Origin of the sequence: Bradyrhizobium sp. WSM2254 (genome assembly GCF_000472645.1) — a bacterium.
Classification (GTDB): domain Bacteria; phylum Pseudomonadota; class Alphaproteobacteria; order Rhizobiales; family Xanthobacteraceae; genus Bradyrhizobium; species Bradyrhizobium niftali.
Genome location: NZ_AXAB01000003.1, coordinates 256,363 through 278,575 on the forward strand (window position 1 = coordinate 256,363; position 22,213 = coordinate 278,575).

22 protein-coding genes are annotated in these 22,213 nt (G+C 64.3%); 8 read left to right on the plus strand and 14 right to left on the minus strand.

The window, feature by feature from the left end; translation table 11 throughout:
• Positions 1-56: 56 nt before the first annotated feature.
• From A3M7_RS0106185 to A3M7_RS0106225, 9 genes are all read right to left on the minus strand, one after another.
• On the minus strand, positions 57-263 hold the full coding sequence (locus A3M7_RS0106185) for a hypothetical protein (protein WP_027543142.1): 207 nt from the start codon (positions 261-263) through the stop codon (positions 57-59).
• Between the two features lie 115 nt (positions 264-378).
• On the minus strand, positions 379-1,548 hold the full coding sequence (locus A3M7_RS0106190) for an acetyl-CoA acetyltransferase (protein WP_027543143.1): 1,170 nt from the start codon (positions 1,546-1,548) through the stop codon (positions 379-381).
• Positions 1,549-1,607: 59 nt separating this feature from the next.
• Positions 1,608-2,258: a bifunctional 4-hydroxy-2-oxoglutarate aldolase/2-dehydro-3-deoxy-phosphogluconate aldolase gene (gene eda / locus A3M7_RS0106195; protein ID WP_027543144.1), complete on the minus strand. Its 651-nt coding sequence runs from the start codon at positions 2,256-2,258 to the stop codon at positions 1,608-1,610.
• A gap of 13 nt (positions 2,259-2,271) precedes the next feature.
• Positions 2,272-3,264, minus strand: coding sequence for a sugar kinase (locus tag A3M7_RS0106200; protein ID WP_027543145.1), 993 nt, complete (start codon positions 3,262-3,264; stop codon positions 2,272-2,274).
• A 29-nt stretch (positions 3,265-3,293) separates the two neighbouring features.
• Positions 3,294-4,280, minus strand: coding sequence for a D-erythronate dehydrogenase (gene denD / locus A3M7_RS0106205; RefSeq protein WP_027543146.1), 987 nt, complete (start codon positions 4,278-4,280; stop codon positions 3,294-3,296).
• Positions 4,281-4,344: 64 nt separating this feature from the next.
• Complete coding sequence (locus A3M7_RS0106210) at positions 4,345-5,268, minus strand: carbohydrate ABC transporter permease (RefSeq protein WP_027543147.1); 924 nt, start codon at positions 5,266-5,268, stop codon at positions 4,345-4,347.
• Positions 5,261-6,211, minus strand: coding sequence for a carbohydrate ABC transporter permease (locus A3M7_RS0106215; RefSeq protein WP_027543148.1), 951 nt, complete (start codon positions 6,209-6,211; stop codon positions 5,261-5,263). The genes A3M7_RS0106210 and A3M7_RS0106215 overlap by 8 nt, the downstream gene beginning before the upstream one ends.
• Positions 6,212-6,275: 64 nt before the next feature.
• Positions 6,276-7,595, minus strand: a complete 1,320-nt coding sequence (locus A3M7_RS0106220) for an ABC transporter substrate-binding protein (RefSeq protein WP_027543149.1) — start codon at positions 7,593-7,595, stop codon at positions 6,276-6,278.
• Positions 7,596-7,637: 42 nt separating this feature from the next.
• The gene (locus tag A3M7_RS0106225) at positions 7,638-8,705 is read right to left on the minus strand and encodes an ABC transporter ATP-binding protein (RefSeq protein WP_027543150.1); all 1,068 of its coding nucleotides are present in this window, start codon (positions 8,703-8,705) and stop codon (positions 7,638-7,640) included.
• A 200-nt stretch (positions 8,706-8,905) separates the two neighbouring features.
• Here A3M7_RS0106225 and A3M7_RS0106230 point away from each other — a divergent pair, with 200 nt between their 5' ends.
• From A3M7_RS0106230 to A3M7_RS0106265, 8 genes are all read left to right on the plus strand, one after another.
• Positions 8,906-10,006 (plus strand): LacI family DNA-binding transcriptional regulator, encoded by a 1,101-nt coding sequence (locus A3M7_RS0106230; RefSeq protein WP_027543151.1) that lies wholly within the window; start codon positions 8,906-8,908, stop codon positions 10,004-10,006.
• A 122-nt stretch (positions 10,007-10,128) separates the two neighbouring features.
• Positions 10,129-11,958, plus strand: a complete 1,830-nt coding sequence (locus A3M7_RS0106235) for an IlvD/Edd family dehydratase (RefSeq protein ID WP_027543152.1) — start codon at positions 10,129-10,131, stop codon at positions 11,956-11,958.
• 135 nt (positions 11,959-12,093) lie between these two features.
• A complete protein-coding gene (locus A3M7_RS0106240) occupies positions 12,094-12,825 on the plus strand; it encodes an SDR family oxidoreductase (protein ID WP_027543153.1) in 732 nt (243 codons plus the stop codon).
• A gap of 123 nt (positions 12,826-12,948) precedes the next feature.
• A complete protein-coding gene (locus tag A3M7_RS0106245; protein ID WP_027543154.1) occupies positions 12,949-13,695 on the plus strand; it encodes an SDR family NAD(P)-dependent oxidoreductase in 747 nt (248 codons plus the stop codon).
• Between the two features lie 71 nt (positions 13,696-13,766).
• Complete coding sequence (locus A3M7_RS0106250) at positions 13,767-14,900, plus strand: serine hydrolase (RefSeq protein WP_245284203.1); 1,134 nt, start codon at positions 13,767-13,769, stop codon at positions 14,898-14,900.
• A 3-nt stretch (positions 14,901-14,903) separates the two neighbouring features.
• Positions 14,904-15,296 (plus strand): GFA family protein, encoded by a 393-nt coding sequence (locus tag A3M7_RS0106255; RefSeq protein WP_027543156.1) that lies wholly within the window; start codon positions 14,904-14,906, stop codon positions 15,294-15,296.
• A gap of 150 nt (positions 15,297-15,446) precedes the next feature.
• A complete protein-coding gene (locus A3M7_RS0106260) occupies positions 15,447-16,127 on the plus strand; it encodes a site-2 protease family protein (RefSeq protein WP_027543157.1) in 681 nt (226 codons plus the stop codon).
• A gap of 72 nt (positions 16,128-16,199) precedes the next feature.
• On the plus strand, positions 16,200-16,622 hold the full coding sequence (locus tag A3M7_RS0106265) for a hypothetical protein (RefSeq protein ID WP_027543158.1): 423 nt from the start codon (positions 16,200-16,202) through the stop codon (positions 16,620-16,622).
• Here the strand turns inward: A3M7_RS0106265 and A3M7_RS0106270 are convergent.
• From A3M7_RS0106270 to A3M7_RS0106290, 5 genes are read right to left on the minus strand one after another with little or no spacing between them, the layout of a single operon-like run.
• The gene (locus A3M7_RS0106270) at positions 16,610-17,437 is read right to left on the minus strand and encodes a TonB family protein (RefSeq protein WP_027543159.1); all 828 of its coding nucleotides are present in this window, start codon (positions 17,435-17,437) and stop codon (positions 16,610-16,612) included. The two genes, A3M7_RS0106265 and A3M7_RS0106270, sit on opposite strands and share 13 nt — an antisense overlap.
• Positions 17,438-17,457: 20 nt before the next feature.
• Positions 17,458-17,922, minus strand: coding sequence for a TonB system transport protein ExbD (gene exbD / locus A3M7_RS0106275; protein WP_027543160.1), 465 nt, complete (start codon positions 17,920-17,922; stop codon positions 17,458-17,460).
• 3 nt (positions 17,923-17,925) lie between these two features.
• A complete protein-coding gene (exbB, locus tag A3M7_RS0106280) occupies positions 17,926-18,906 on the minus strand; it encodes a tonB-system energizer ExbB (protein ID WP_027543161.1) in 981 nt (326 codons plus the stop codon).
• A complete protein-coding gene (locus tag A3M7_RS0106285) occupies positions 18,903-19,592 on the minus strand; it encodes a Fe2+-dependent dioxygenase (RefSeq protein ID WP_027543162.1) in 690 nt (229 codons plus the stop codon). Before A3M7_RS0106285 ends, exbB begins: the two co-directional genes overlap by 4 nt.
• Before the next feature lie 2 nt (positions 19,593-19,594).
• The gene (locus tag A3M7_RS0106290; protein WP_027543163.1) at positions 19,595-21,997 is read right to left on the minus strand and encodes a TonB-dependent siderophore receptor; all 2,403 of its coding nucleotides are present in this window, start codon (positions 21,995-21,997) and stop codon (positions 19,595-19,597) included.
• Between the last annotated feature and the right edge of the window lie 216 nt (positions 21,998-22,213).

A 22,213-nucleotide genomic window follows, 5' to 3' on the forward strand; every position in this document is an offset into this window, starting at 1 on the left:
GCTCGCGCAAGGGCGGCCGGCGTATGGCCGCATGCGCCGCACGGCAATATCGGCCGCTATTTCTTCTCGCGGGATTCCCGGATCTTCAGGAGCCGGTCGAGTTCTTCGTTCTGCTGGCTGATCCGGTCGGCGATGCGCGACTCGTTCTGCTCGCCGGATGCGGCCGCGGCCTGCTCGATGAGCTGCCGGATATTGTCCTCGAGGATCGCGATGCGATCGTTGAGTGCGTCCATCGACAGCGAGTCTTCGTAACCATTGCTCATGATATATTCCCTGCAAATCAATCAAGAGCTTTAAGGAGACCAGATCAGCCCACCATGATCTAGCGCAACAACGAAGGTGGGCACGGCGCGTCGCGCCTTTGCCCACCCTACAGCCTTACTTCAGTGGCTCCAGCACGGAGACGTAGTTGGCGACCGCGGCGCCGCCCATGTTGAAGATGCCGCCGAGTTTTGCATTTTTGAGCTGCATGCCCTCGGGCGCTTGCCCGGCGAGCTGCATCGCGGTCATCACGTGCATGGAGACGCCGGTGGCGCCGATCGGATGGCCCTTGGCCTTCAACCCGCCGGACGGATTGACCGGCAGCTTGCCGTCCTTGAGGGTCCAGCCTTCCTTGATGGCGCGGGCGCCCTGCCCCTTCGGCGTCAGGCCCATCGCTTCGTATTCGATCAGCTCGGCGACGGTGAAGCAGTCATGGGTCTCGACGAAGGAGAGATCGGTGAGCGCAACGCCCGCCTGCTCCAGCGCCCGCTGCCAGGCGACCGTGCAGCCCTCGAACTGGAGGATGTCGCGCTTGGACATCGGCAGGAAGTCCTGGGCATGCGCGGTGGCGCGGAAGCCGATCGACTTGCTCATGGTCTTGGCGGTCTCGGCGTCGGCCAAGACCAGCGCCGCGGCGCCGTCGGAGACCAGCGAGCAGTCGGTGCGCTTCAGGGGGCCGGCGACGTAAGGGTTCTTCTCGCTCTCGGCGCGGCAGAACTCGAAGCCAAAATCCTTGCGCATCTGGGCGAAGGGATTGGCGACGCCGTTCTTGTGGTTCTTGGCCGCGATCAGCGCCAGCGCATCGGACTGGTCGCCGTATTTCTGGAAATAGGAGCTGGCGATCTTGCCGAACACGCCGGCAAAGCCGCCGACGGTGTCGCCGTCCTCCGGCAGATAGGAGGCCTTGAGCAGGTTCTTGCCGATCTCCGGCCCCGGCGTGCGCGTCATCTGCTCGACGCCGACCACGAGCACGATCCTGGCCGCACCTGCGGCGATCGCGCGCAGGCCCTGGTGCACCGCGGCAGAGCCCGTGGCGCAGGCGTTCTCGACGCGGGTGGCCGGCTTGAACCGCAGCTTCGGGTCGGCCTGGAGCACCAGCGAGGCGGTGAAATCCTGGGGCGAGAAGCCGGCGTTGAAATGGCCGAGCACGATCTCGTCGACGTCGGAGGCCGAAATGCCGGCGTCCGCCAGAGCCTCGTTGGCCACGCGGGTGACGAGGCTTTCGACGGTTTCGGTGTCGAACTTGCCGAACGGCGTGTGCGCCCATCCGACGATGCTGGCGGTCATGGTCTTTTCTCCCTGGCGTCTCTTCCTGAGCTAAGTCTTAGCGCAGGGATGGCAAGACTTCACGCGCCTTTCAGGGCCTTGAGGGTGCGCTGGCAGATGGCAGTTATGCCGGCCCAGTTCCCCGCCCTGATCTCCGCCGTCGGGCACAGCCAGGAGCCGCCGACCGCGACCACGTTGGGCTCCGCCAGCCAGGTCGCGGCATTCGCCTCGCCGACCCCGCCGGTCGGGCAGAACCGCACGTTCGGGAACGGGCCACCGAGCGCGCGCAGGCCCTTGATGCCGCCGGCCTGCTCGGCCGGGAAGAATTTTGCGACGTCGAAGCCGTAGGACAGCGCCAGCATCAGCTCGGATGCCGTGGCAATGCCCGGCGCGAACGGCAACGAGCTGTCAGTGGCGGCCTTCAACAGGTCCGGGGTCAGGCCCGGGCTGATGCCGAACGCGACGCCGAGCTTCTCGACACGGGTGAAGTCCGCCGGATTGAGAATCGTGCCGATGCCGACGACCGCTTCGGGCACCTCGGCCATGATCGCCCTCGCTGCTTCGATCGCAATGGAGGTGCGCAGGGTCACCTCCAAAGTGCGGATGCCGCCGGCGACCAGCGCTTGCGCCAGCGGCACAGCATCCTGGATCCGCTCGATGGTGAGGACGGGAATAACGGTCGCAGCCTTGAACAGCGCGACGAGGTGGTTCTGTTGGGCAGTCGTGGTCATCTCTTGGATCTTTTCACTTGGTCGCTTGACGCGTGGTCGCCGGCCGGTGCCGCTTCTTCGGCGGCATGGCATAGCCCGGAATGATGGCGCCGGGATAGCAGATCACGAGGCTGGCGAGGCGATGGCCGGCCTGGGCCGCCTCGACCGGCTCGGAACCGGCGAGCCGGGCCGCGATATAGGCCGCGGCAAAACTGTCGCCGGCCGCCGTGGTGTCAACGACGGGCTTGGTCATTGGTTCGGCACGGACCTCGCGCGTCCCGCCCGGGAAACGCAGCAGGCTGACGGGCTCGGCGAGCCGGAACACCAGCTCGGGGGAAGGAATGCGCGCCATCAGCTGGTCGTGGCTCTCGCCGGGATAGAGCGCGAGCAGATCCTCGGTCGAGGTCAGCACGATGTCGGCGGTCGCGAACGCCGTGGCAAAGGCCTCGCGGGCGACATCGCGATCAGGCCATCCCCGCGCGCGAAAATTGGTGTCGAACACGAAGCGGGTGCCGAGCAGGCGGGCGCGCTTGATCGCCGCGAACAGGCGCTCGCGGCCGGCCGCATCGTAGATCGAGAGCGTGATCGCGGAGAGATAGACGATGTCGTAGCTCATCAGCGAGTTGAGCAGCTCGTCCGTCTCCGGCAGGCTCATCAGCTGGCGCGCGGCCGCACTGTCGCGCCAGTGGAAGAACTGGCGCTCGCCCTTCGCGTCCGTCTGGATCATGTAGAGGCCGGGTAGCTTGCCCGGCAACCGCACGACGCGCCTCGTGCCGACGCCCTCCGCGGTCCAGGCCGCGATCATCTCGTCGCTCAAGGCATCGTCGCCGAGCGCGGTGAGATAGTCGACCTTGACCTCGAGCCGCGCCAGATAGACCGCGGTGTTGAGGGTGTCGCCGCCGAAGCCGCGCGAATAGAGACCGCCGCCCTGCCCGGCGGACTGTCCGGCAGATTGTCCCGCGGAGTGTCCTCCTTGGGCCTGCCGAAGCTCGACCATGCATTCGCCGATGCAAGCAACGCTCGCCATCACCAGATCCACGCTGTTCATCGATTGCGTCAGGCGACGAAATTGCCGCCGAGCTCGTCTTCGATGTGAATGCGGATGATATCGTCGAAATTCTTCTCGGCGGTGGTGAAGCCGAGCTCGAGCGACCGCTTTGCGTTGAAGTTGCGCGGCCAGCCGCCGACGATGCCGACGATGAAGGGATCGGGCTCCCGCTTGATGCGGGCGGCGACCTTTTCGCCGGCAACGCGCTTCAAGGCGGCAATCTGCTCGCCGACGGTTGCCGAAAGGCCCGGCATGGTCAGGTTACGGCGCGGGCCGACGGCAGCGAGGTCCATAGTACCGGCATGCAGCAGGAAGCCGACAGCCGAACGCGGCGTGGCGTGCCAGTGGCGGACGTCCTCGGACACCGGGAGGACCGCTTCCTTGCCGGCCAGCGGCTCACGCAGGATGTTGGAGAAGAAGCCCGATGCCGCCTTGTTGGGCAGGCCGGGCCGAATGCAGATGGTCGGCAGGCGGATGCCGATGCCGTCAAGGAAGCCGCGGCGGGAATAGTCGGCCAGCAGCAGTTCGCCAATCGCCTTCTGGGTGCCGTAGCTGAGCAGCGGGGTGTGGAAGAACTCGTCGCCGATGGCGTCCGGGAACGGGGCACCGAACACCGCGATCGAGGACGTGAACACCACGCGCGGCTTGTAGCCGCCGCCGACGAGCCGGATCGCGTCGAGCAGCATTCGCGTGCCGTCGAGATTGATGCGGTAGCCCTTGTCGAAATCGAGTTCGGCCTCGCCCGAGACGATCGCGGCAAGATGGAAGATCGCGTCCGGGCGTCCGGCGATCAGCTTTTCGGCCGCGCCCGGCACGGCGAAATCGCCCGACACCGTCTCGACCGGAAAACCGGCCTTCTCCGGCTTCTTGGGCTCGACCACGTCGTGCATGGTCAGCTTCGTGATCTCGCTCTTGCCGAGCCGGCCGTCGCGCAACAGCCGTTCACAGAATTTGCGGCCGACCATGCCGGCGGCGCCCAGAACCAGAATGTGCAAGAGCCTACTCCTTCTTATTGGCCGGAACGCGCCGCTCCTGACGCGCCCTCGGCAAGCCCCGCGATCATTCCTTCACGGCGCCGGTCATCGCCGACACATAATGCTCCACGAAGAAGGCGTAAAGGATGACGAGCGGCAGCGAGCCGGCCAGGGCCCCCGCCATCAGCGAACCCCAGCGGTAGATGTCACCGTCCACGAACTCGTTGACGATCGCGACCGGCACGGTCTTGTTGCTGGTCGACTGCAGGAAGGTCAGCGCGTAGATGAACTCGTTCCAGCACAGCGTGAAGCAGAAGATGAAGGCCGAGATCAGGCCGGGGATTGCGAGCGGCACGACGATCTTGATCAGGATCTGCCAGCGGCTCGCTCCGTCGATCAGCGCGCATTCCTCGAGCTCGAACGGGATGGTCTTGAAATAGCCCATCAGCAGCCAGGTCGAGAACGGGATCAGGATCGTCGGATAGGTCAAGATCAGCGCCAGGGGCGAGTCGAAAAGGCCGTACTGATACACGACGGTGGCGAGCGGAATGAACAGGATCGAAGGCGGCACGAGATAGGCAAGGAAGATCAGGCCCCCGACGAGATTGGCGCCCTTGTAACGCAACCGCACGATGGCGTAGGCCGCAAACACCGATGCGATGATCGAGAGCACCGTGGCGCAGATCGCCACGTACATCGTGTTCCAGAGCCAATGCGGATAGTAGCTCTCGAACAGCAGCTTGTAGAAGTGCTTGAAGGTCGGATTCCAGGTCCAGAACGGATTGAACCTGTCGAGATCGAGCAGCTGCTCGTCCGGCTTCACCGAGGTCAGCGCCATCCAGTAGAACGGGAACAGCAGGACCACGACGATGATCGTGAGCGGCAGATAGAGCGTGACCATGCGTCGCGGCACGGACTGGAGATAGCTCATGCCCTCGCTGTGATCGGCGCGCGTCGGCGCCGATAGCACGGACTTGAGATCGACTTTCGAGGCAGGAAGATCAGTCATTGCTTTCTCCCTGTTGCCACTTGCGACGCTGCAGGCCGAACCAGGAGACCATGATCGCGGCGAGCAGGAACGGAATCATGGCGCTCGAGATCGCGGCGCCCTCGCCGAGCTGTCCCGCGATGATCGCGCGCTGATAGGACAGCGTCGCCATCAGGTGGGTCGCATTGACCGGGCCGCCGCGCGTCATCGCCCAGATCAGCTGGAAGTCGGTGAAGGTGAACAGCACCGAGAAAGTCATCACTACTGCAATGATCGGCGTCAGCAGCGGATAGGTAATGAAGCGGAAATTCTGCCAGCGCGTGGCGCCGTCCAGAGTCGCGGCTTCATAGAGCGAGGGCGATACCGTTTGCAGGCCGGCGAGCAGCGTGATCGCCACGAACGGCACTCCGCGCCAGATATTGGCGAAGATAACGCAGATCCTTGCCCAGGTGGTATCCCCGAGGAAATTGATGTTCTGGCTGATCAACCCGAGATGCCGCAACGACCATGAGATGATGGAAAACTGAGAGTCGAATATCCACCAGAACGCCAGCGCGGAGAGCACCGTGGGCACGATGAAGGGGATCAGAACGGCTGCGCGCAGCAGCGCCTTGAACGGCATGTGCTCGTTCAGCAGCAGCGCGAGATAGAGCCCGACCGCGAATTTAACGGCGCTGGCGACGAAGGTGTAGAGCAGCGTGTTGAACACCGACAGCCAGAAGATGGAATCGTCCCAGAGCCATTCGTAGTTCTCGGTGCCGATGAAGTGCCCGACGCGGCCGATGCGGGTATCGGTGAAGGACAGCCAGATACCGAGCCCGAGCGGATAGGCCAGGAAGAAGATCAGGAATGCCATGGCCGGCACCATGAACCAGAAGCCGAGCCAGTTGCGGTTGTGTTTGAGCTGGTCCCAGGCGCCTTGAATCTGCGGCTTGGCGCGGGGAGCAACTGCGATATCGGCCATGCTCGGATCCCTGATCGGAGTGTTGATGAGTGGGTGGCCGGCGAGACCACCCACTCCGCGACGGCTAACGATAGATGCGCTTCAACTGGCGCTCGGCTTCCGCCATTGAGCCCTTCACATCCTTGGTGCCGGTGCAATAGTTGGCGAACATGTCGACGACGATGAAGTCGGCGATTGCGGTTGCCGCCTTCTCGCCCACGGTGCCGATGCCCGAGGCCGGCAACGTACGCTTGGACGCCTGCGCGAACACGGCGTTCTTGGGATCCGCAGTCCAGACCGGCGCCGTCTCATAGGCGTTCAAGGTCTGCGTCAGATAGCCCTGCGCACCGCTCAACCACTTCTCGTAGTTCTCCTTTTCCAGCATGAAGGCGATGAAGGCCTTCGCTGCGTTCGGATATTTGGTGAAGTTGAATGCGAGGATGGGCAGCGCAAGCTGCAATTCGGTCGGCTTGCCGATCGGACCCACCGGCCACAGGGCGTGATAGGTGTCCTCGGTCAGCTCCTTCTTGCTCGGATCGGTCTTGGCCCCCACGTAGATCGAGATGCCGTTGGCCGTGCAATAGAGTTCGCCAGCCAGGTACGCCTTGTTGTTGGAGGAATCGTTCCATGACGGCGTGCCCGGGATGAAGGTCTCGTAAAGCGCCTTGCAATACTCCAGCGCCTTCGCCGTCTCCGGCGAATTGATGATGACCTTGTCGTTCTGGTCGACCGTGTAGGCGCCGTGCCCCCACAGCACCCAGTGCAGCCACGAATTGCCGTCGCCCGACGCGTGACCGAGAGCGAAGCCGGCCGGGGTGTTGTTTGCCTTGAGGGCCTTGCACATCTCGAGGAAGCCGGTGAAATCCTTCGGGAATTCCTTGAAGCCCGCCTTGTCGAGCGCCGACTTGCGGTAGGTCATGTAACCGCCGTTGGTCGCCACGGGGATGCCGAGCCAGTCATCGCCGAGCTTGCAGGTCTTGGCGGCCGCATCGGTCCAGCCGCCATACTTCTTGCCGAGATAATCGGCGACGTCGTTCATCTTGAGCACTTTGGTGGGGAAGAGCTGCGGCAGCGTGTGCAGGCCCCAGGCGAGATCGAGCCCGGAGCCGGTATTGGCCGCAACGGAGGCCTTCGGCTGCACGTCCTCGAAAGACTCGCTGAACACGTTCATCTCGGTGCCGGTCGCGGTCTTGAACGCCGCGACCATGGCGTTGAATGCTTCGTCCTCCTGCGGCACGAAACGCTTCCAGCGCATCACCGTCAGCTTGGCGCCGGACTCCGCCTTCCACGGCGCGTCCGCCGCCCAAGCCCTTGCGAAGTCGAACAGTGCCGGCCCGGTCAGTGCGCCGGTGGCAGCCAGAGCCGTTCCGCCTTGAAGCAGAGCCCGGCGGGTAAAGTCTTGCATGTCGTCCTCCCTGTGATGCTTTTTCTTGTCTTACGTCTTGGGCTACGCGTTGAGGCGCTTGCCGGTCGCCTCGTCGAACAAGTGAACCACCGACGGATCGGGCCTCAGCCGGACCTTGTCGCCCGGGTTGAACTGGTGACGCTCGCGGAAGACGGCGACGACCTGCTCGCCGCCGAGCTTTGCGAACACCTGGGTTTCCGAGCCGGTCGGCTCGACCACGACGATCTCGGCCTCCGCGCCGTCGTCGGCGATGGTGAAATGCTCGGGCCGGACGCCAAAGACCACGGGACGGCCGTCGGACGCCGCCGGCGCGTTCCTGAGCGGCAGCTTGACGCCGTTCGGCCCTTCGAAGATCGCAGCGCCGTTGACGCGCACATGCCCCTTGAGGAAGTTCATGGCCGGCGAGCCGATGAAGCCGGCGACGAACTGGTTTTCGGGCTTGTCGTAGAGCTCGAGCGGCGTGCCCATCTGCTCGACGATGCCGTCATGCATGACGACGATCTTGTCGGCCATGGTCATGGCCTCGATCTGGTCGTGGGTGACGTAAACGGTCGTGGTCTTGAGCCGCTGGTGCAGCTCCTTGATCTCGGTGCGCATGGCGACGCGCAGCTTGGCGTCGAGATTCGACAAGGGCTCGTCGAACAGGAAGACCTGCGGATCGCGCACGATGGCGCGGCCCATGGCGACGCGCTGGCGCTGACCGCCGGAGAGCTGGCGCGGATAGCGCTCGAGCAGCGGCGACAGCGCAAGGATCTCGGCGGCGCGCTTGACGCGCTTGTTGATCTCGTCGGAGCTCGCGTTCCGCAGCTTCAGCGAGAAGCCCATGTTCTCGCCGACGGTCATATGCGGATAGAGCGCATAGTTCTGGAACACCATCGCAATGTCCCGCTCCTTGGGCTGGACATTGTTGACGACGCGGTCGCCGATCGAGATCGTGCCGGAGGTGATGTTCTCGAGGCCTGCGAGCATGCGCAGGAGCGTCGACTTGCCGCAGCCGGAGGGACCGACCAGGACCACGAACTGGCCGTCCTCGATCGGGATCGAGACGCCGTGCAGGACTTCAAAATTGCCGAACGATTTCCGCACGTCGCGGATTTGCACAGACGACATCTAGCTCCCTCCTCGAAAGTCCACGGCGCCTCGCGCCGCGACCGTCTTGTTTTTTCTGAACTTCGCCGAACGAAGCCCGGTCTTAACAGGCGACATTGTCGGCAGTTTGTGCGGTTTTGGCAATTTGTCTTTGGTTAGTCGTTGCTGGTAGCGCTGTCAACGTTCCTTTGTTTGCGACAATGACTGTGTTAAGAGCAGCAATGGGTCGAAAACGCACCAAGTCAGGCAAAATCCGGCTGGCGGAAGTCGCCGAGCTTGCCGGCGTCAGCCCGATCACGGCGTCCCGCTTCTTCCGTAATCCCGACGCGCTCTCGGTCGCCAAGCGGACGCGGGTTGAGAGCGCGGCCAAGGAGCTCGGCTATGTGCCGAACCTGGCGGCACGCGCGCTCGCCTCGCAACGCACCGAGGTGATCGGTGTCTTGATTCCGTCACTGACCAACAACGTGTTTTCCGACGTGCTGCGCGGCATCTATGACGCCTCCGAAGGCAGCCGTTACTCGATCCAGCTGTCCAACACCCGCTACAGCATCCTCCAGGAAGAGAAGCTGCTGCGCTTGTTTCTTGCGCAGAAGCCGGCCGGGCTGATCGTCACCGGCATCGACCAGACCGAGGAATCGCGCGCGATGCTGGAGGCGGCCGACTGCCCGATCGTGCAGATCATGGAGATCGGCCCCAATCCGGTCGACATGATGATCGGCTTTTCCCACTATGAGGCAGCGCGCGCGGCGATTGCCCACCTGTTCGGGCAAGGTCACCGCAAGGTCGGATTCGTCGGTGCGCGCATGGACCCGCGGGTGCAGCGGCGGCTGGACGGCTATGTCTCGGCCATGAAGGACGCCTCCCTGTTCGAGCAACGGCTCGTCGTCACGACCGCGACGCCGACATCCGTGACGCTCGGCGGCGCCCTCTTCACCGACCTCCTGGCACGCGAACCCGACCTCGATGCGGTGTTCTGCGCCAACGACGACCTCGCGCTCGGCGTGCTGTTCGAATGCCGGCGCCGGGAGATCGCAGTCCCCGAGCAGATCGCCATCGTCGGCTTCAACGACCTCGAATTCATGGCCTCCGCCGTCCCCACCCTCACCAGCGTGCGCACCAACCGCTACGAGATGGGCAGGACGGCCGCCACCATGCTTATCGAGGCGATCGACGGACGGCGCCCGGAGCAGCCGGTGCTCGATCTCGGCTTCAAGGTGATCGAGCGGCAAAGCTCTTCGGCGCGGCGTTCGGACAGCAGGCCGACCGCGTCAGGTGCGGGCACGGCGAACAAAATGGTAGCGTTACCAAGCAGCCATGACTAGTATCGGAATTGTGAGGAAACGCCCCGCCAGCGGGAAGGCAGATCATCGCTCGCGCCGCTGGGCATCGCACAAGCCGACACCCCAAAACCGACGCCAGTGCGTTTGCATTGCAGGAGAACCCAATGACAAAAAAGCCAACCAATGGGCATGCGCCGGCCGGTAACGGCGCCCGCCGCCACCTTCGCTCGCAGGAATGGTTCAACAACCCGCATAATCCGGGCATGACGGCGCTCTATATGGAGCGCTATTTGAACTACGGCCTCACCCGCGCCGAGCTGCAGTCCGGCAAGCCGATCATCGGCATCGCCCAGACCGGCAACGACCTCTCCCCTTGCAACCGCCACCATATCGAGCTCGCCCACCGCGTCCGCGAAGGCATCCGTGAGGCCGGCGGCATTGCGATGGAATTCCCGACCCATCCGATCCAGGAGACCGGCAAGCGCCCGACCGCCGCGCTGGACCGTAACCTTGCCTATCTCGGCCTCGTCGAAATCCTCTACGGCTATCCGCTCGACGGCGTGGTGCTGACCACCGGCTGCGACAAGACCACGCCGGCCTGCATGATGGCGGCGGCGACCGTGAACCTGCCCGCGATCGTGCTCTCGGGCGGCCCGATGCTGAACGGCTGGCATGCCGGCGAGCGCACCGGCTCCGGCACCATCGTCTGGAAGTCGCGCGAGCGGCTTGCCGCCGGCGAGATCGACTATGAAGAGTTCATGGAGATCGTGGCGTCCTCGGCGCCCTCGGTCGGCCATTGCAACACCATGGGCACCGCCTCGACCATGAACGGCCTTGCCGAAGCGCTCGGCTTCTCGCTGCCGGGCTGTGCGGCGATCCCCGCCCCCTATCGCGAGCGCGGCCAGATCTCCTACGAAACCGGAAAACGCATCGTCGAGATGGTCTGGGAGGACCTCAAGCCCTCGGACATCCTGACCCGCAAGGCGTTCGAGAACTGCATCGTGATCAATTCGGCGATCGGCGGCTCGACCAACGCGCCGATCCACATCAACGCGCTCGCCCGCCACATCGGCGTCGAGCTGTCGATCGACGACTGGCAGAAGGTCGGCCACGACGTGCCGCTGCTGGTCAACATGCAGCCGGCCGGCTTCTATCTCGGCGAGGAATTCCACCGCGCCGGCGGCGTGCCGGCCGTGGTGCGCGAATTGATGAAGCACAAGCGCATCCATGAGGACGCCCTCACCGTCAACGGCCGCGGTATCGGCGAGAACTGCAAGGACGCGCCCACGCCCGACAACGACGTGATCTGGGCCTACGACAAGCCGCTGGTGAAGGACGCCGGCTTCCTGGTGCTGAAGGGCAATCTGTTCGATTCCGCGATCATGAAGACCAGCGTGATCTCCAAGGAATTCCGCGACCGCTATCTCAGCAACCCGAAGGACCTCAACGCCTTCGAAGGCCGCGCCATCGTGTTCGAGGGTCCGGAGGATTATCACGCGCGGATCGACGATGCCTCGCTCGACATCGACGAGCGCTGCGTGCTGTTCATCCGCGGCACCGGGCCGATCGGCTATCCCGGCGGCGCCGAGGTCGTGAACATGCAGCCGCCGGCGGCGCTGATCAAACGCGGCATCCACTCCCTGCCCTGCATCGGCGACGGCCGGCAGTCCGGCACGTCGGGTTCGCCCTCGATCCTCAACGCCTCGCCCGAAGCCGCGGCCAATGGCGGCCTCGCGATCCTCAAGACCGGCGACAAGGTCCGCATCGACCTCAACAAGGGCAGCGCCAACATTCTGATCTCGGACGAGGAACTGAAGCAGCGCCACGCCGAGCTCAAGGCCAATGGCGGCTTCAAGCATCCGCCGAACCAGACGCCATGGCAGGAGATCTACCGCAACACCGTCGGCCAGCAATCGACCGGCGCCTGCATGGAGCTCGCCACCCGCTACCAGAACGTCGCCGGCGCGTTTGGCGTGGCGCGGGATAATCACTGACACTGTCATTCCGGGGCGCGACGAAGTCGCGAGCCCGGAATCCATTGATCAACCGACGCTGTGGCCCGATGGATTCCGGGTTCGCGCCAAGAGGCGCGCCCCGGAATGACGACAAAAAAATCAAAGGAGAAAAAAATGGCAGACCGCCTCAAGGGAAAGCGCGCCGTCATCACGGCTGCGGCAGCAGGCATCGGGCGCGCATGCGCGATCGCATTCGCGCGTGAAGGCGCAACCGTCATCGCCACCGACATCAACGAGGCCGGCATCGCGGGCCTGACGAAGGAAGGCATCGCCGAGGTCGCCAAGCTCGACGTCCGCAACACCGCCGACGTCAATGCCTTCGCCAAGCGCGTCGGCAAGATCGACATCCTGCTCAATGCGGCGGGCTTCGTGCACCACGGCACCATCCTGGAATGTTCGGAAGAGGATTTCGACTTTTCGTTCGACCTCAACGTCAAGTCGATGCACCGGACCATCAAGGCGTTCCTGCCCGAGATGCTGGCGGGCGGCGGCGGCAGCATCGTCAACATCTCGTCCTGCGCCGCGCTGCGGCCGCCGGCCAACCGCTACGTCTACAGCTCATCGAAGGCGGCGGTGTCGCTGCTGACGCGCGCGGTGGCGCTCGACTTCATCACCAAGGGCATCCGCTGCAACTCGATCTGCCCCGGCACCGTCGAGACGCCCTCGATGCTCGACCGCGCCGCCGCGCAAGGGCCGCAGGGCAAGGAGATGTTCGTCTCCCGCCAGAAGATGGGCCGGCTCGGCACCGCCGACGAAATCGCGTCCATGGCGGTCTATCTCGGCAGTGACGAGAGCGCATTCACCACCGGCGTCGACCTCGTCGTCGACGGCGGTTACATGCTCTGATCACTCCTCATCCCGAGGAGGCGCGATAGCGCCGTCTCGAGGGATGGGCCACGGGCTTCATGGTTCGAGACGCGCGCCAGGTGCGCGCTCCTCACCATGAGGGATAGATAGAGGGATTTGTCGATGAACAGGATCGATCTCAACGGCCGCGTCGCCGTCGTCACCGGCGGCGCGCAGGGCTTTGGCCGCGCCATCGTTCAGCGCTTCGCCGCCTCCGGCGCCAAGGTCGCGATCTGGGATTTCGACGCCGCACTGGCCGAGAAGGCGGCCAAGGAGATCGGCAGCGAGACCAAGGTCTTCAAGGTCGACGTCACCGATACCGCAGCCGTCGAGCAGGCGCGCGATGCGACGCTGGCCGCCTTCGGCAAGATCGACATCCTGGTCAACAATGCCGGCATCGCCGGCGTCAACAAGCCGGTCTGGGAGACCGACCTCGAGGAATGGCGCAAGGTGCTGCGCATCAACCTCGACGGCCCTTTCATCGTCTGCAAGGCGATCGTGCCTGAAATGCTCAAGCAGAAATACGGGCGGATCGTGAACATCGCCTCGATCGCCGGCAAGGAAGGCAATCCCAACGCCTCGCACTATTCGGCGTCCAAGGCCGGCCTGATCGCGCTGACGAAATCGCTCGGCAAGGAGCTCGCCGCGCATGACATCCTGGTCAATGCGGTGACGCCGGCGGCCGCGAAGACCGCGATCTTCGACCAGATGACGCAGCAGCATATCGACTTCATGCTGTCGAAAATCCCGAAGGGGCGCTTCGTGCTGGTGGAAGAGCTCGCCGCGATGGTGAGCTGGCTCGCATCCGAAGATTGTGCCTTCTCCACCGGCGCGGTGTTTGATATTTCCGGCGGACGGGCGACCTACTGAAGCAGTGGCCGCCTCCTGGAAAGGGGCGGACCATGCGGCTTGGTCGTCGGGACTTTGGGCGTCGGGATTTCATGAAGCTCGCAGCGGGCGCAGGCGCGCTGCCGCTGCTGTCATCGACGATAGCAGCGCAGCTGGCACCCAACCCGCCGAGCATCCGCCCGCCCTCGCCGGCCGAGCGCGGCGCCATGGCACGGCTCGCGCACAGCTTCATGGACAAATACGGCGCGCCGGCGCTGTCCTTCGCGATCGGCTATGCCGGCACTGTTGTCCATGAGGACGCCTTCGGTCTTGCCGATATCGAGCGGAACGAGGCCGTGACGCCGCGGCACCTGTTCCGGATCGCCAGCGTCAGCAAGATGATCACCTCGGTCACGATCTTCCGCCTGATCGAGGAGAACCGCCTCAAGCTGACGGATCGCGTGTTCGGCCCGGGCGCGCTGCTCGGCACCGATTACGGACAGTCGCCCTACTCTGACGGCATCGACCAGATCACGCTCGAGCATCTGCTGACCCACACCGCCGGCGGCTGGAGCAACGACAACCGCGACCCCATGTTCACCCACCCGCGGATGGATCATGCCGAGCTGATCGCCTGGACGCTTGCCAACCGGCCGCTGGACCGGCCACCGGGCCAGCGCTACGCCTATTCTAATTTCGGCTATTGCGTGCTGGGCCGCGTCATCGAGAAGCTCACCGGCCAGTCCTATGCCGAGCATGTCCGCACCGACGTGCTTGCGCGCTGCAGCGTCACCGACATGACGATTGCGGGCAACACGCGCGATCAGCGCCAGGCCGGCGAAGTCGTCTATTACGGTCACGGCGAAAATCCCTACGGCATGAATGTCCGGCGGTTGGATTCCCATGGCGGCTGGATCGCGACGCCGTCGGATCTCGTGCAATTCCTGATGCATGTGGACGGCTACACGAGGCCGGCGAACATCCTGCGGCCGCGCACCATAGAGGTCATGACCACCGCGCCTAGCTACAGCCCGGACTACGCCAAGGGTTTTTGCGTCAACAAGTCAGGCAATTGGTGGCACAATGGCAGCCTGCCGGGCACGAGCACGATTGCCGTGCGCACCCATGGCGGCTTCTGCTGGGCCGCCTTCACCAACACCAGACGCAGGAATTCCGACATGGATGGCGATCTCGACAATCTCAACTGGAACATGGCGCGCCGGGTCGGCGAATGGCGGGTGGCCTGAGCCATGATCCGGGAAGGTGGATGTCTGTGCGGCGCGGTGCGGTTCAAGGCGGAGGGCGAGCCGCTCAACGTCCGCATCTGCCATTGCCGCTTGTGCCAGAAGGCGATGGGCTCGCCCTATTTCGCCCGCGCGCAATTCGACCAGCGCGCGCTGACCATCGAGGGCGAGACCGAGCGCTATGCGTCGTCCGAGAATATCGACCGCGTGTTCTGCAAGCGCTGCGGCACGCGGCTGTTCGCCTGGCGCCGCAACGGCACGCTGGCGGGCGTGGCGCTCGCGACGTTCGACGATCGCAATGCATTTGCACCGACCGAGCACATCTGGGTCTCCGAAAAACTGGCGTGGCTGAAGCTCGACGACGGTCTGACGCAATATCAGGGGACGATCCCGGCGTGAATTTGTTCCGGCGCGGCGGCTGCGGGCCTCGCCGGTCAATCGCAGCGTGGCATTTCAGAATCGGCCACCCTATGTTCAGGGGAAGCGTCGCTGTACCGCCGGTTTGGCCGGACGGCTGCAAGGCCGCAGGCAAACCGGGACGGACGAGCCGTGAACATTTCTTTCTATGACCTGTCGGTGTGGGTGCTGCCGCTCGTGCTCGCCATCACCTTCCACGAGGCCGCGCACGCCTTCGTCGCGCATCGGCTTGGCGACAACACGGCCTGGCAGCTCGGCCGCGTCAGCTTCAACCCGCTCCGCCACATCGACCCGTTCGGTACCCTGATCCTGCCGGCCATGCTGCTGTTTGCGCATTCGTCGTTCCTGTTCGGCTATGCCAAGCCGGTGCCGGTGAATTTTCGCAACCTCAACAACCCCAGGCTCGACATGGTCTGGGTGGCCCTTGCCGGGCCCGCCACCAACATCCTGCTGGCGCTCGCCGCGGCCCTTGCCGTCCACGCCCTGCCCTGGGTCCCCGCCAGTTCGGCGCATTGGTTCGTCGACAACCTCAAGAACGCGATCCTGATCAACGCGATCCTGGCCGTGTTCAACATGATGCCGATCCCGCCGCTCGACGGCGGGCGCGTCGCGGTCGGGCTGCTGCCGCGGCCGCTCGCCCTGCCGCTGGCCCGGCTCGAGCCGTTCGGTATGCTGATCCTGATCGGCCTGTTGATCCTGCTGCCGCTTGCGGGCTCGCAGTTCGGTCTAAATCTTGATGTTATTTCAGCAATACTGCGAACGTTGACCGGTTATGTGATTCAAGCTGTTCTCTTCCTGACCGGCAACGCGTAGTTGAACAACGACACCCGAATACAACGAACACAAGCCGAAGGGCCAGAGGCCGACTTGGTCAAAGCTGCCGATATGCTGATCGCGCGACGCGCCGACACCCGAGCCCGTGCCGATTTTGCCACCTGGAAGATGATGGCCAAGCTCAACGGCTCGTCCGCGCTGCCACCGGAAGCCCAGGAGTTCCTTGCGAGCTACAAGAACCTGCTGGCGCGGATGAGCGAGGGCGAGGCCACCGAAGCCACCATCGGCGCGATCTACAGGGCCTACTATGCCGAGATGGGAGGCGCCGGAGCCCCGCCCGACGTCCGCCCCCGCCCGGCAGAGCCGGCGGCGGACAATGTTACCGCTTTCCGCCGTCCGGCACCGAAGCCGAAGACGACCAGCTTCTTCGGGGCTGGCACGGCCGCTGGAACCCAGAAACGGCCCCTTCCAGTGGCGCTGATCTTCGCCTGCCTGGTCGTGGTCTATGTCGGCATCCGGCTCTACTGGCGCTGAGCCGTCTTCTTCTTTTTCTTCTCGTCCGGCGGCTTGAACTTGATCTCGACGGTGCGTTCGAAGCGATCCTCGATCAGCTCGGTAGGCGGCACCGGGAATGGATCTGACTTGTGGACCATGGAGATCGCAGCGGCATCGTAAGCCGCATCTCCGGACGACTCCACGACGTCGACCGAAACCACGTTTCCTCGTCGATTGAGCGCGAAGCTCACCTTTGCAACCTGGTTCCTGGGCTCCTTGCCCTCCGGATTGACCTTGTGCGCCGCGAGGTGCGCGCTGATCTTGCGGTTCCAATCGGCCGTCAGCCTCAGGAGGTCCTTGCCGATGCCGAGAACCGGCGCCATGGCCTTCTCGGCCTCGCGCGTGGCGTCTTCAAAGGTTTGCCGGTCCATGGCAATCGACTTCTGCGATGCCTCCATGGCCGGCGTTTCGACGGCGGCCACCTTCGGATCGTCGTCCTGTTCCTTCTTCGCCTTGTTTTCGCTGACGAGGCGATCGGGATCCTCGGCCTGTTGCGGCCGATCCTGGGGAAGCTCGGTCTCCTTCAGCTCGGCCTTTTGCTCGGGCAGCGCCGGGCGCTCTTCCTGCTCCTCAGAGTCCGTAGGCCCGGGCGCCCTGTCGGACTCCTGAACCGGCGGCGAAGTCATCTCGACCGCGAACTCCGCTCCCGCAGCGCCCAATCCCTCGTCGCCATCGTCGGCCCGCAAGTTCGCGAGCGCGAGCGCGGCCCCGCCCAAATGGAGCGCGAGCGCCGCGACCGCCGCCAAAATCCAAAGCCTCCTGGCTGGTCTGGGTTCGAGTTCGACGTCAGGCATAGCAGTTCCTTGGCGCACCTCTAAGGCTGTGCAGCGCCCGCCGCAGGTGCTCCCGCCGCCGCGGGAGGCCCCTCGAGCGTAACCAGTTTCACCCGTGTGTAACCGCCGGAGCGCAGCAGCTCCATGACGCCCATCAACTCGCCATAGGGCACGGAGCGATCGGCACGCAGGAAGACGTATTTGTCCTTGCTCATGTCGGACATGCCGTCGAGGGTCGCAATCAAATCGGCCCGGTGGACGGAATCCTCTCCGATGGCAAGCCCCAGATCGCGCTTGATGCTGAGATAGGTCGGCTTGTCCGGCTTCTTCTGCGGCGTCGAGCTCGACGTCGGCAAATCGATCGGCAGATCGACCGTCGAGAGCGGAGCTGCGACCATGAAGATGATCAGCAGCACCAGGATGACGTCGATGAACGGCGTGACGTTGATGTCATGCGTTTCCGAGAAGTCGTCGTCGTCATCGTTGTCTGCGAGCGAAACGGCCATGGTTCACTCCGCCGCGCGTGAATGCAGGTTGCCGTGGCTGCGGTCGAGATCGCGCGAGAGCAGCCGCGCCGCCGCGCCCGAGGCACGGCTGACGAGCTCGAGATAGCCCTTCGTCATGCGCGAGAAGTGATTGTAGATGATGACCGCGGGAATGGCGGCGACGAGACCGATCGCGGTGGCGAGCAGCGCCTCGGCGATGCCGGGCGCGACCACGGCGAGGTTCGTGGTCTGCGACTTCGAGATGCCGATGAAGCTGTTCATGATGCCCCAGACCGTGCCGAACAGGCCGACGAAGGGCGACGTGGAGCCGATGGTCGCGAGCACGCCCATGCCGATGCGGATGCGCCGCGCCTCCGCGCGCACGATCTCGGAAAAGCTCGAGGCTGCGCGCTCCTTGATGCCGGCATCGCTGGACAGGCCGGCCGACATCCGCGCCTCGCGCAGCGCCGCCGCCAGGAAGGACGGCAGGATGCCCTCCTTGGTGCCGAGCGCCATCTGCGCCTCGGCGAGCGAGCGTGCCTCCGAGATCTTCCTCAGTGCCGAACGAAGCCTGCCGGACGCGACCGACAGCTCGATCGACTTGGCGATGAGCACGGTCCAGGTCACGATCGAAGCGAAGGCGAGCCCGATCATCACCGCCTTCACGATGACGTCCGCCGACATGAACATCACCCAGGGCGACAATTCCTTCATGGCCGGCGCGGCAGCGGATGCCGTATCGGGCTTCGCAGTCGCCGGGGCCGTCGCTGCGGGGGACGCCGTCGGTGCCGCGGGAGCGGTCGCCGTCGAGGCCGCAGGCGCCGGGGCGGCAGGCGCGGTTGTCGCTTGTGCCGCGGGGGCCGGGCTGGCCGGAGCCGGCCGGGCCATGGACGGTGCCGGGGCCGCAGGCGGGGTTTGTGTCTGGGCAGAAACAGGCGATGCGAGCCAGGCGGCCGCCAGCATCAAAGCTGCGGCAAGGCTTGCTTGGAAGGACATGATCTTCATACTTCGGCCCAGTAGCGAATGAGGTTGTGATAGATACCCGTCAATTTGACCGTTTCGGGATCGTCACGCCCGAGCCGTTCCACCAGCGCCTGTATCGCGGTGTCGAGGTCAAAGATCATGCTCCGGGCTTGATCGTCCCGTATCATGCTCTGAAGCCAGAAGAAAGATGCAACCCGCGCTCCCCGGGTCACCGGCGTCACGAGATGCAGGCTGGTCGAGGGATAGAGCACGCAGTCGCCGGCTGGCAACTTGACTTCGTGCGAGCCGTAGGTGTCCTCGATCACAAGTTCGCCACCGTCGTACTCGTCCGGCTCGGCGAGGAACAGTGTAACCGACAGGTCTGTGCGGATGCGAAGGCCGGTCAGGCGGTCGCCGCGGATCGCATTGTCGACATGCAGGCCGAAATGATGGCCGCTGGTCGCCGCATAGCGGTTGAACAGCGGCGGGAAGATCTGAAGCGGGATCGCCGCCGCGATGAAGCGCGGGTTCGACGTCAGCGCCGAGATGATGCGGTTGCCGAGCTTGCGCGCGACCTCGCTGTCCGGCGGCAATTGCTCGTTGCGCTTGACCATGGCCGACTGCGACCCTGCGGTGGAGCGGCCGTCCTCCCATTGGCTGGCGTCCATGATGCGGCGGAAATCCGCCACATCATCCTTGCTGAGAACGCCAGGCAGGCACGTCAACATGATCAGAACTTCGCCGTTGTCACGAGATAGAACGCCCTGCCCGGTGCGACCGCGACGAACGGCACGGCGCTACGATAGAGCGTGTCGTAGTAGAGCTTGTCGGTGAGGTTCTGGGCGTAGAACTTCATGGTCCAGTTCTGGTCGATCTTCTTCTCGACGAACGCATCGAAGCGCCAGTAACTCGGCAGTTCGTTGCCCGTGTTGGCCGCAAACGTGCCGCCGTAGACCTTGGAGCGGTACACCGCCTGGCCGCCAATCTCCCAACCGCCGTCGAACTTGTACTTGGTCAGCATGCTGAACGACTGGTGGGCAACGTTGGCAAGCTGCAGCCCCAGATTGGAGGCGATGCCGCTCTGCGTGACCTTGGATTGCATCAGCACCAGGCCGCCGAAGATGCTCCAGCGATCCGTGATCTTGCCCTCGGCCTCGATGTCGATGCCCTGGATTCTGTAGGCTGCGCCTGAGGTGAGCAGGCCGTTGACGGTCTCGCGCGCGTTGTCCTTCGTGGTCTGGAACAGCGCGCCGGTCACCAGGAGATGGCGATCCGCCAGTTCCCACTTGGTGCCGATTTCGGCCGCCTTGTTGCGCTCGGGCCCAAGCAGAACAGTCGTGTTTGCCGGAATGCCACCGTAATCGGTGGCGGTCGCATCGAGCTCCGATCCGAACGGATTGGCCGAGGTCGCGTAGGCTGCATAGACGCTGCCGATCGACATCGGCTTGTAGACCAGGCCGACGTTGTAATTGACGAGATCGTTGTTCTGCTTGAGGTAGGCCGAGTTCGTGGACGAGCTCTGGCTGTAGCCATCGTAGCGCACGCCGCCATTGACGATGATCGTGTCCTGCCAGTTCGCGGTGTCCATGACATAGACGCTGCTGGTGTTGACGCCGTAGCGCGTCGGGTTTCCGGCGAGCCCCGGAATGCCGAAGGGAATGTTGGTGTATTGCGGGGAGTAGAGATTGACCCCCGTCACGGCACCACTGCTGGTGAAGGGGCTCCCGGCCAGTTCCGACGCGAGGCCGGCGTAGCGGTCGATCGAGATGTTCTCGTTCGAATATTCGACGCCGAACACTGCGGTATGCTTGACCCCGCCGGTGTCGAGCTTGAACGTGGCCTCGTTCTGGTTGGCCCACACGTCCACGTTCTGGTAGCGGCTCTGCGCGCTCGCCGTCGTGGTCCAGAGCAGCGGATTGGGGCTGGTCGTGTTCGGGTTCTGCGGCAGCGTGCCGATATAGTTCAGCAGCGAGTGCTCGCCGCGCACCTTGCTGGTCAGCGTAATGGCCTCGTTGACCTTGTACTCGATCGTGCCGGTGCCGAAATCCTGCCGCGCGGTCTGGAAGTCGCGGTTCAGGAAGCCGTACCAGTTTCCGCGCGGAATGCCGGCCGACGTCACCGGCACGTTGCCCTGCTTGTAATAAGGCACGCCGAAATCAGGATAGCCGCTGAGGTCGGTGTGGACGTAGTTCGTGGTGATCTTGATGTCGTTGGTCGGGGTGTACCTGGTCGAGATGAAGGTACCCCAGCGATTGTCGGTCACATAGTCGCGGCCCGCGACGTTGGCGTCCTGGAACAGGCCGCCCGTGCGCACCGAGAACGTGGGATCGACGACCTGGTTGACGTCGAGCGTGACGCGCTTGGTCCTGTCGGTGCCGAACTCGGTATCCATCCGCTTGAAGTTGACGTCGCCCGCCTGCTTGGTGACGATGTTGATGGCGCCGCCGGCGGTGCCGCGGCCGGCATAGGAGGACGCCGGACCGCGCAGGATCTCGATCTGCTCGGTGAAGAAGTTCTCGCGGATGGAGACCGCGGGATCGCGGATGCCGTCGATGAAGACGTCGTTGCGCGCGTCGAAGCCGCGGATGAAGAAGCGGTCGCCGAACGCATTGCCGCCCTCGCCCGATCCCAGCGTCACGCCGGCGGTCGAGCGACCGATCTCCTTCAGCGTCGTGGCGTTCTTGTCCTCGAGCACTTCCTTGCTGAGCACCGTGATGGTCTTCGGCGTGTTCAACATCGGCTCGGGAAACTTGCCGGAGGCCTGGACGTGGTCGACCTTGTAGGGCGCGACCGGATCGGAATAGGGATTCCGGTCCGCTTCGCCGGCCGGTGCCGCGGGAGCGGCCTGCTGCGCAGCCTGCTGCCGCTGCGCGGCGCGGCGAAGCGCGTTGCGCGCGCGGACCTGATCCGGCGTGGGCTTCGAGGCCGTCGGGCGCGGACGCTGGACCGGAGCATCGACCGTCACCGGCGGCAGGTTCGACTGCTGCGCCTCTGCGCCGCTCGACACCGATGCCGCGGCAATCAGGCTCGCGACTGCCGAGACCTTCTTGCCGGAAATGCCCGCGAACTTCTCATCCACCGGATTGAACGCTGCCACCGAACGCAACGACTTCGGTGCGACCACCTGCCCCATTACAACACGCCCCATCTTCATGTTCGCTCATTCACTTCGATGAGCGATTGGGCTGTTGGTATCGACGGCAAAATAGTGGGTCAATGCGGGCAGGCCGCGAGAACGCTTGAATAAGTCCAGATCAAAACGATTCTAATCTATAGTTTCAAACGGTTCTAAAGAGAGATTGGAGTCGTTCTAAAGCGAGCGCGAAAAAAGCCGCGAAATCGGCGATCG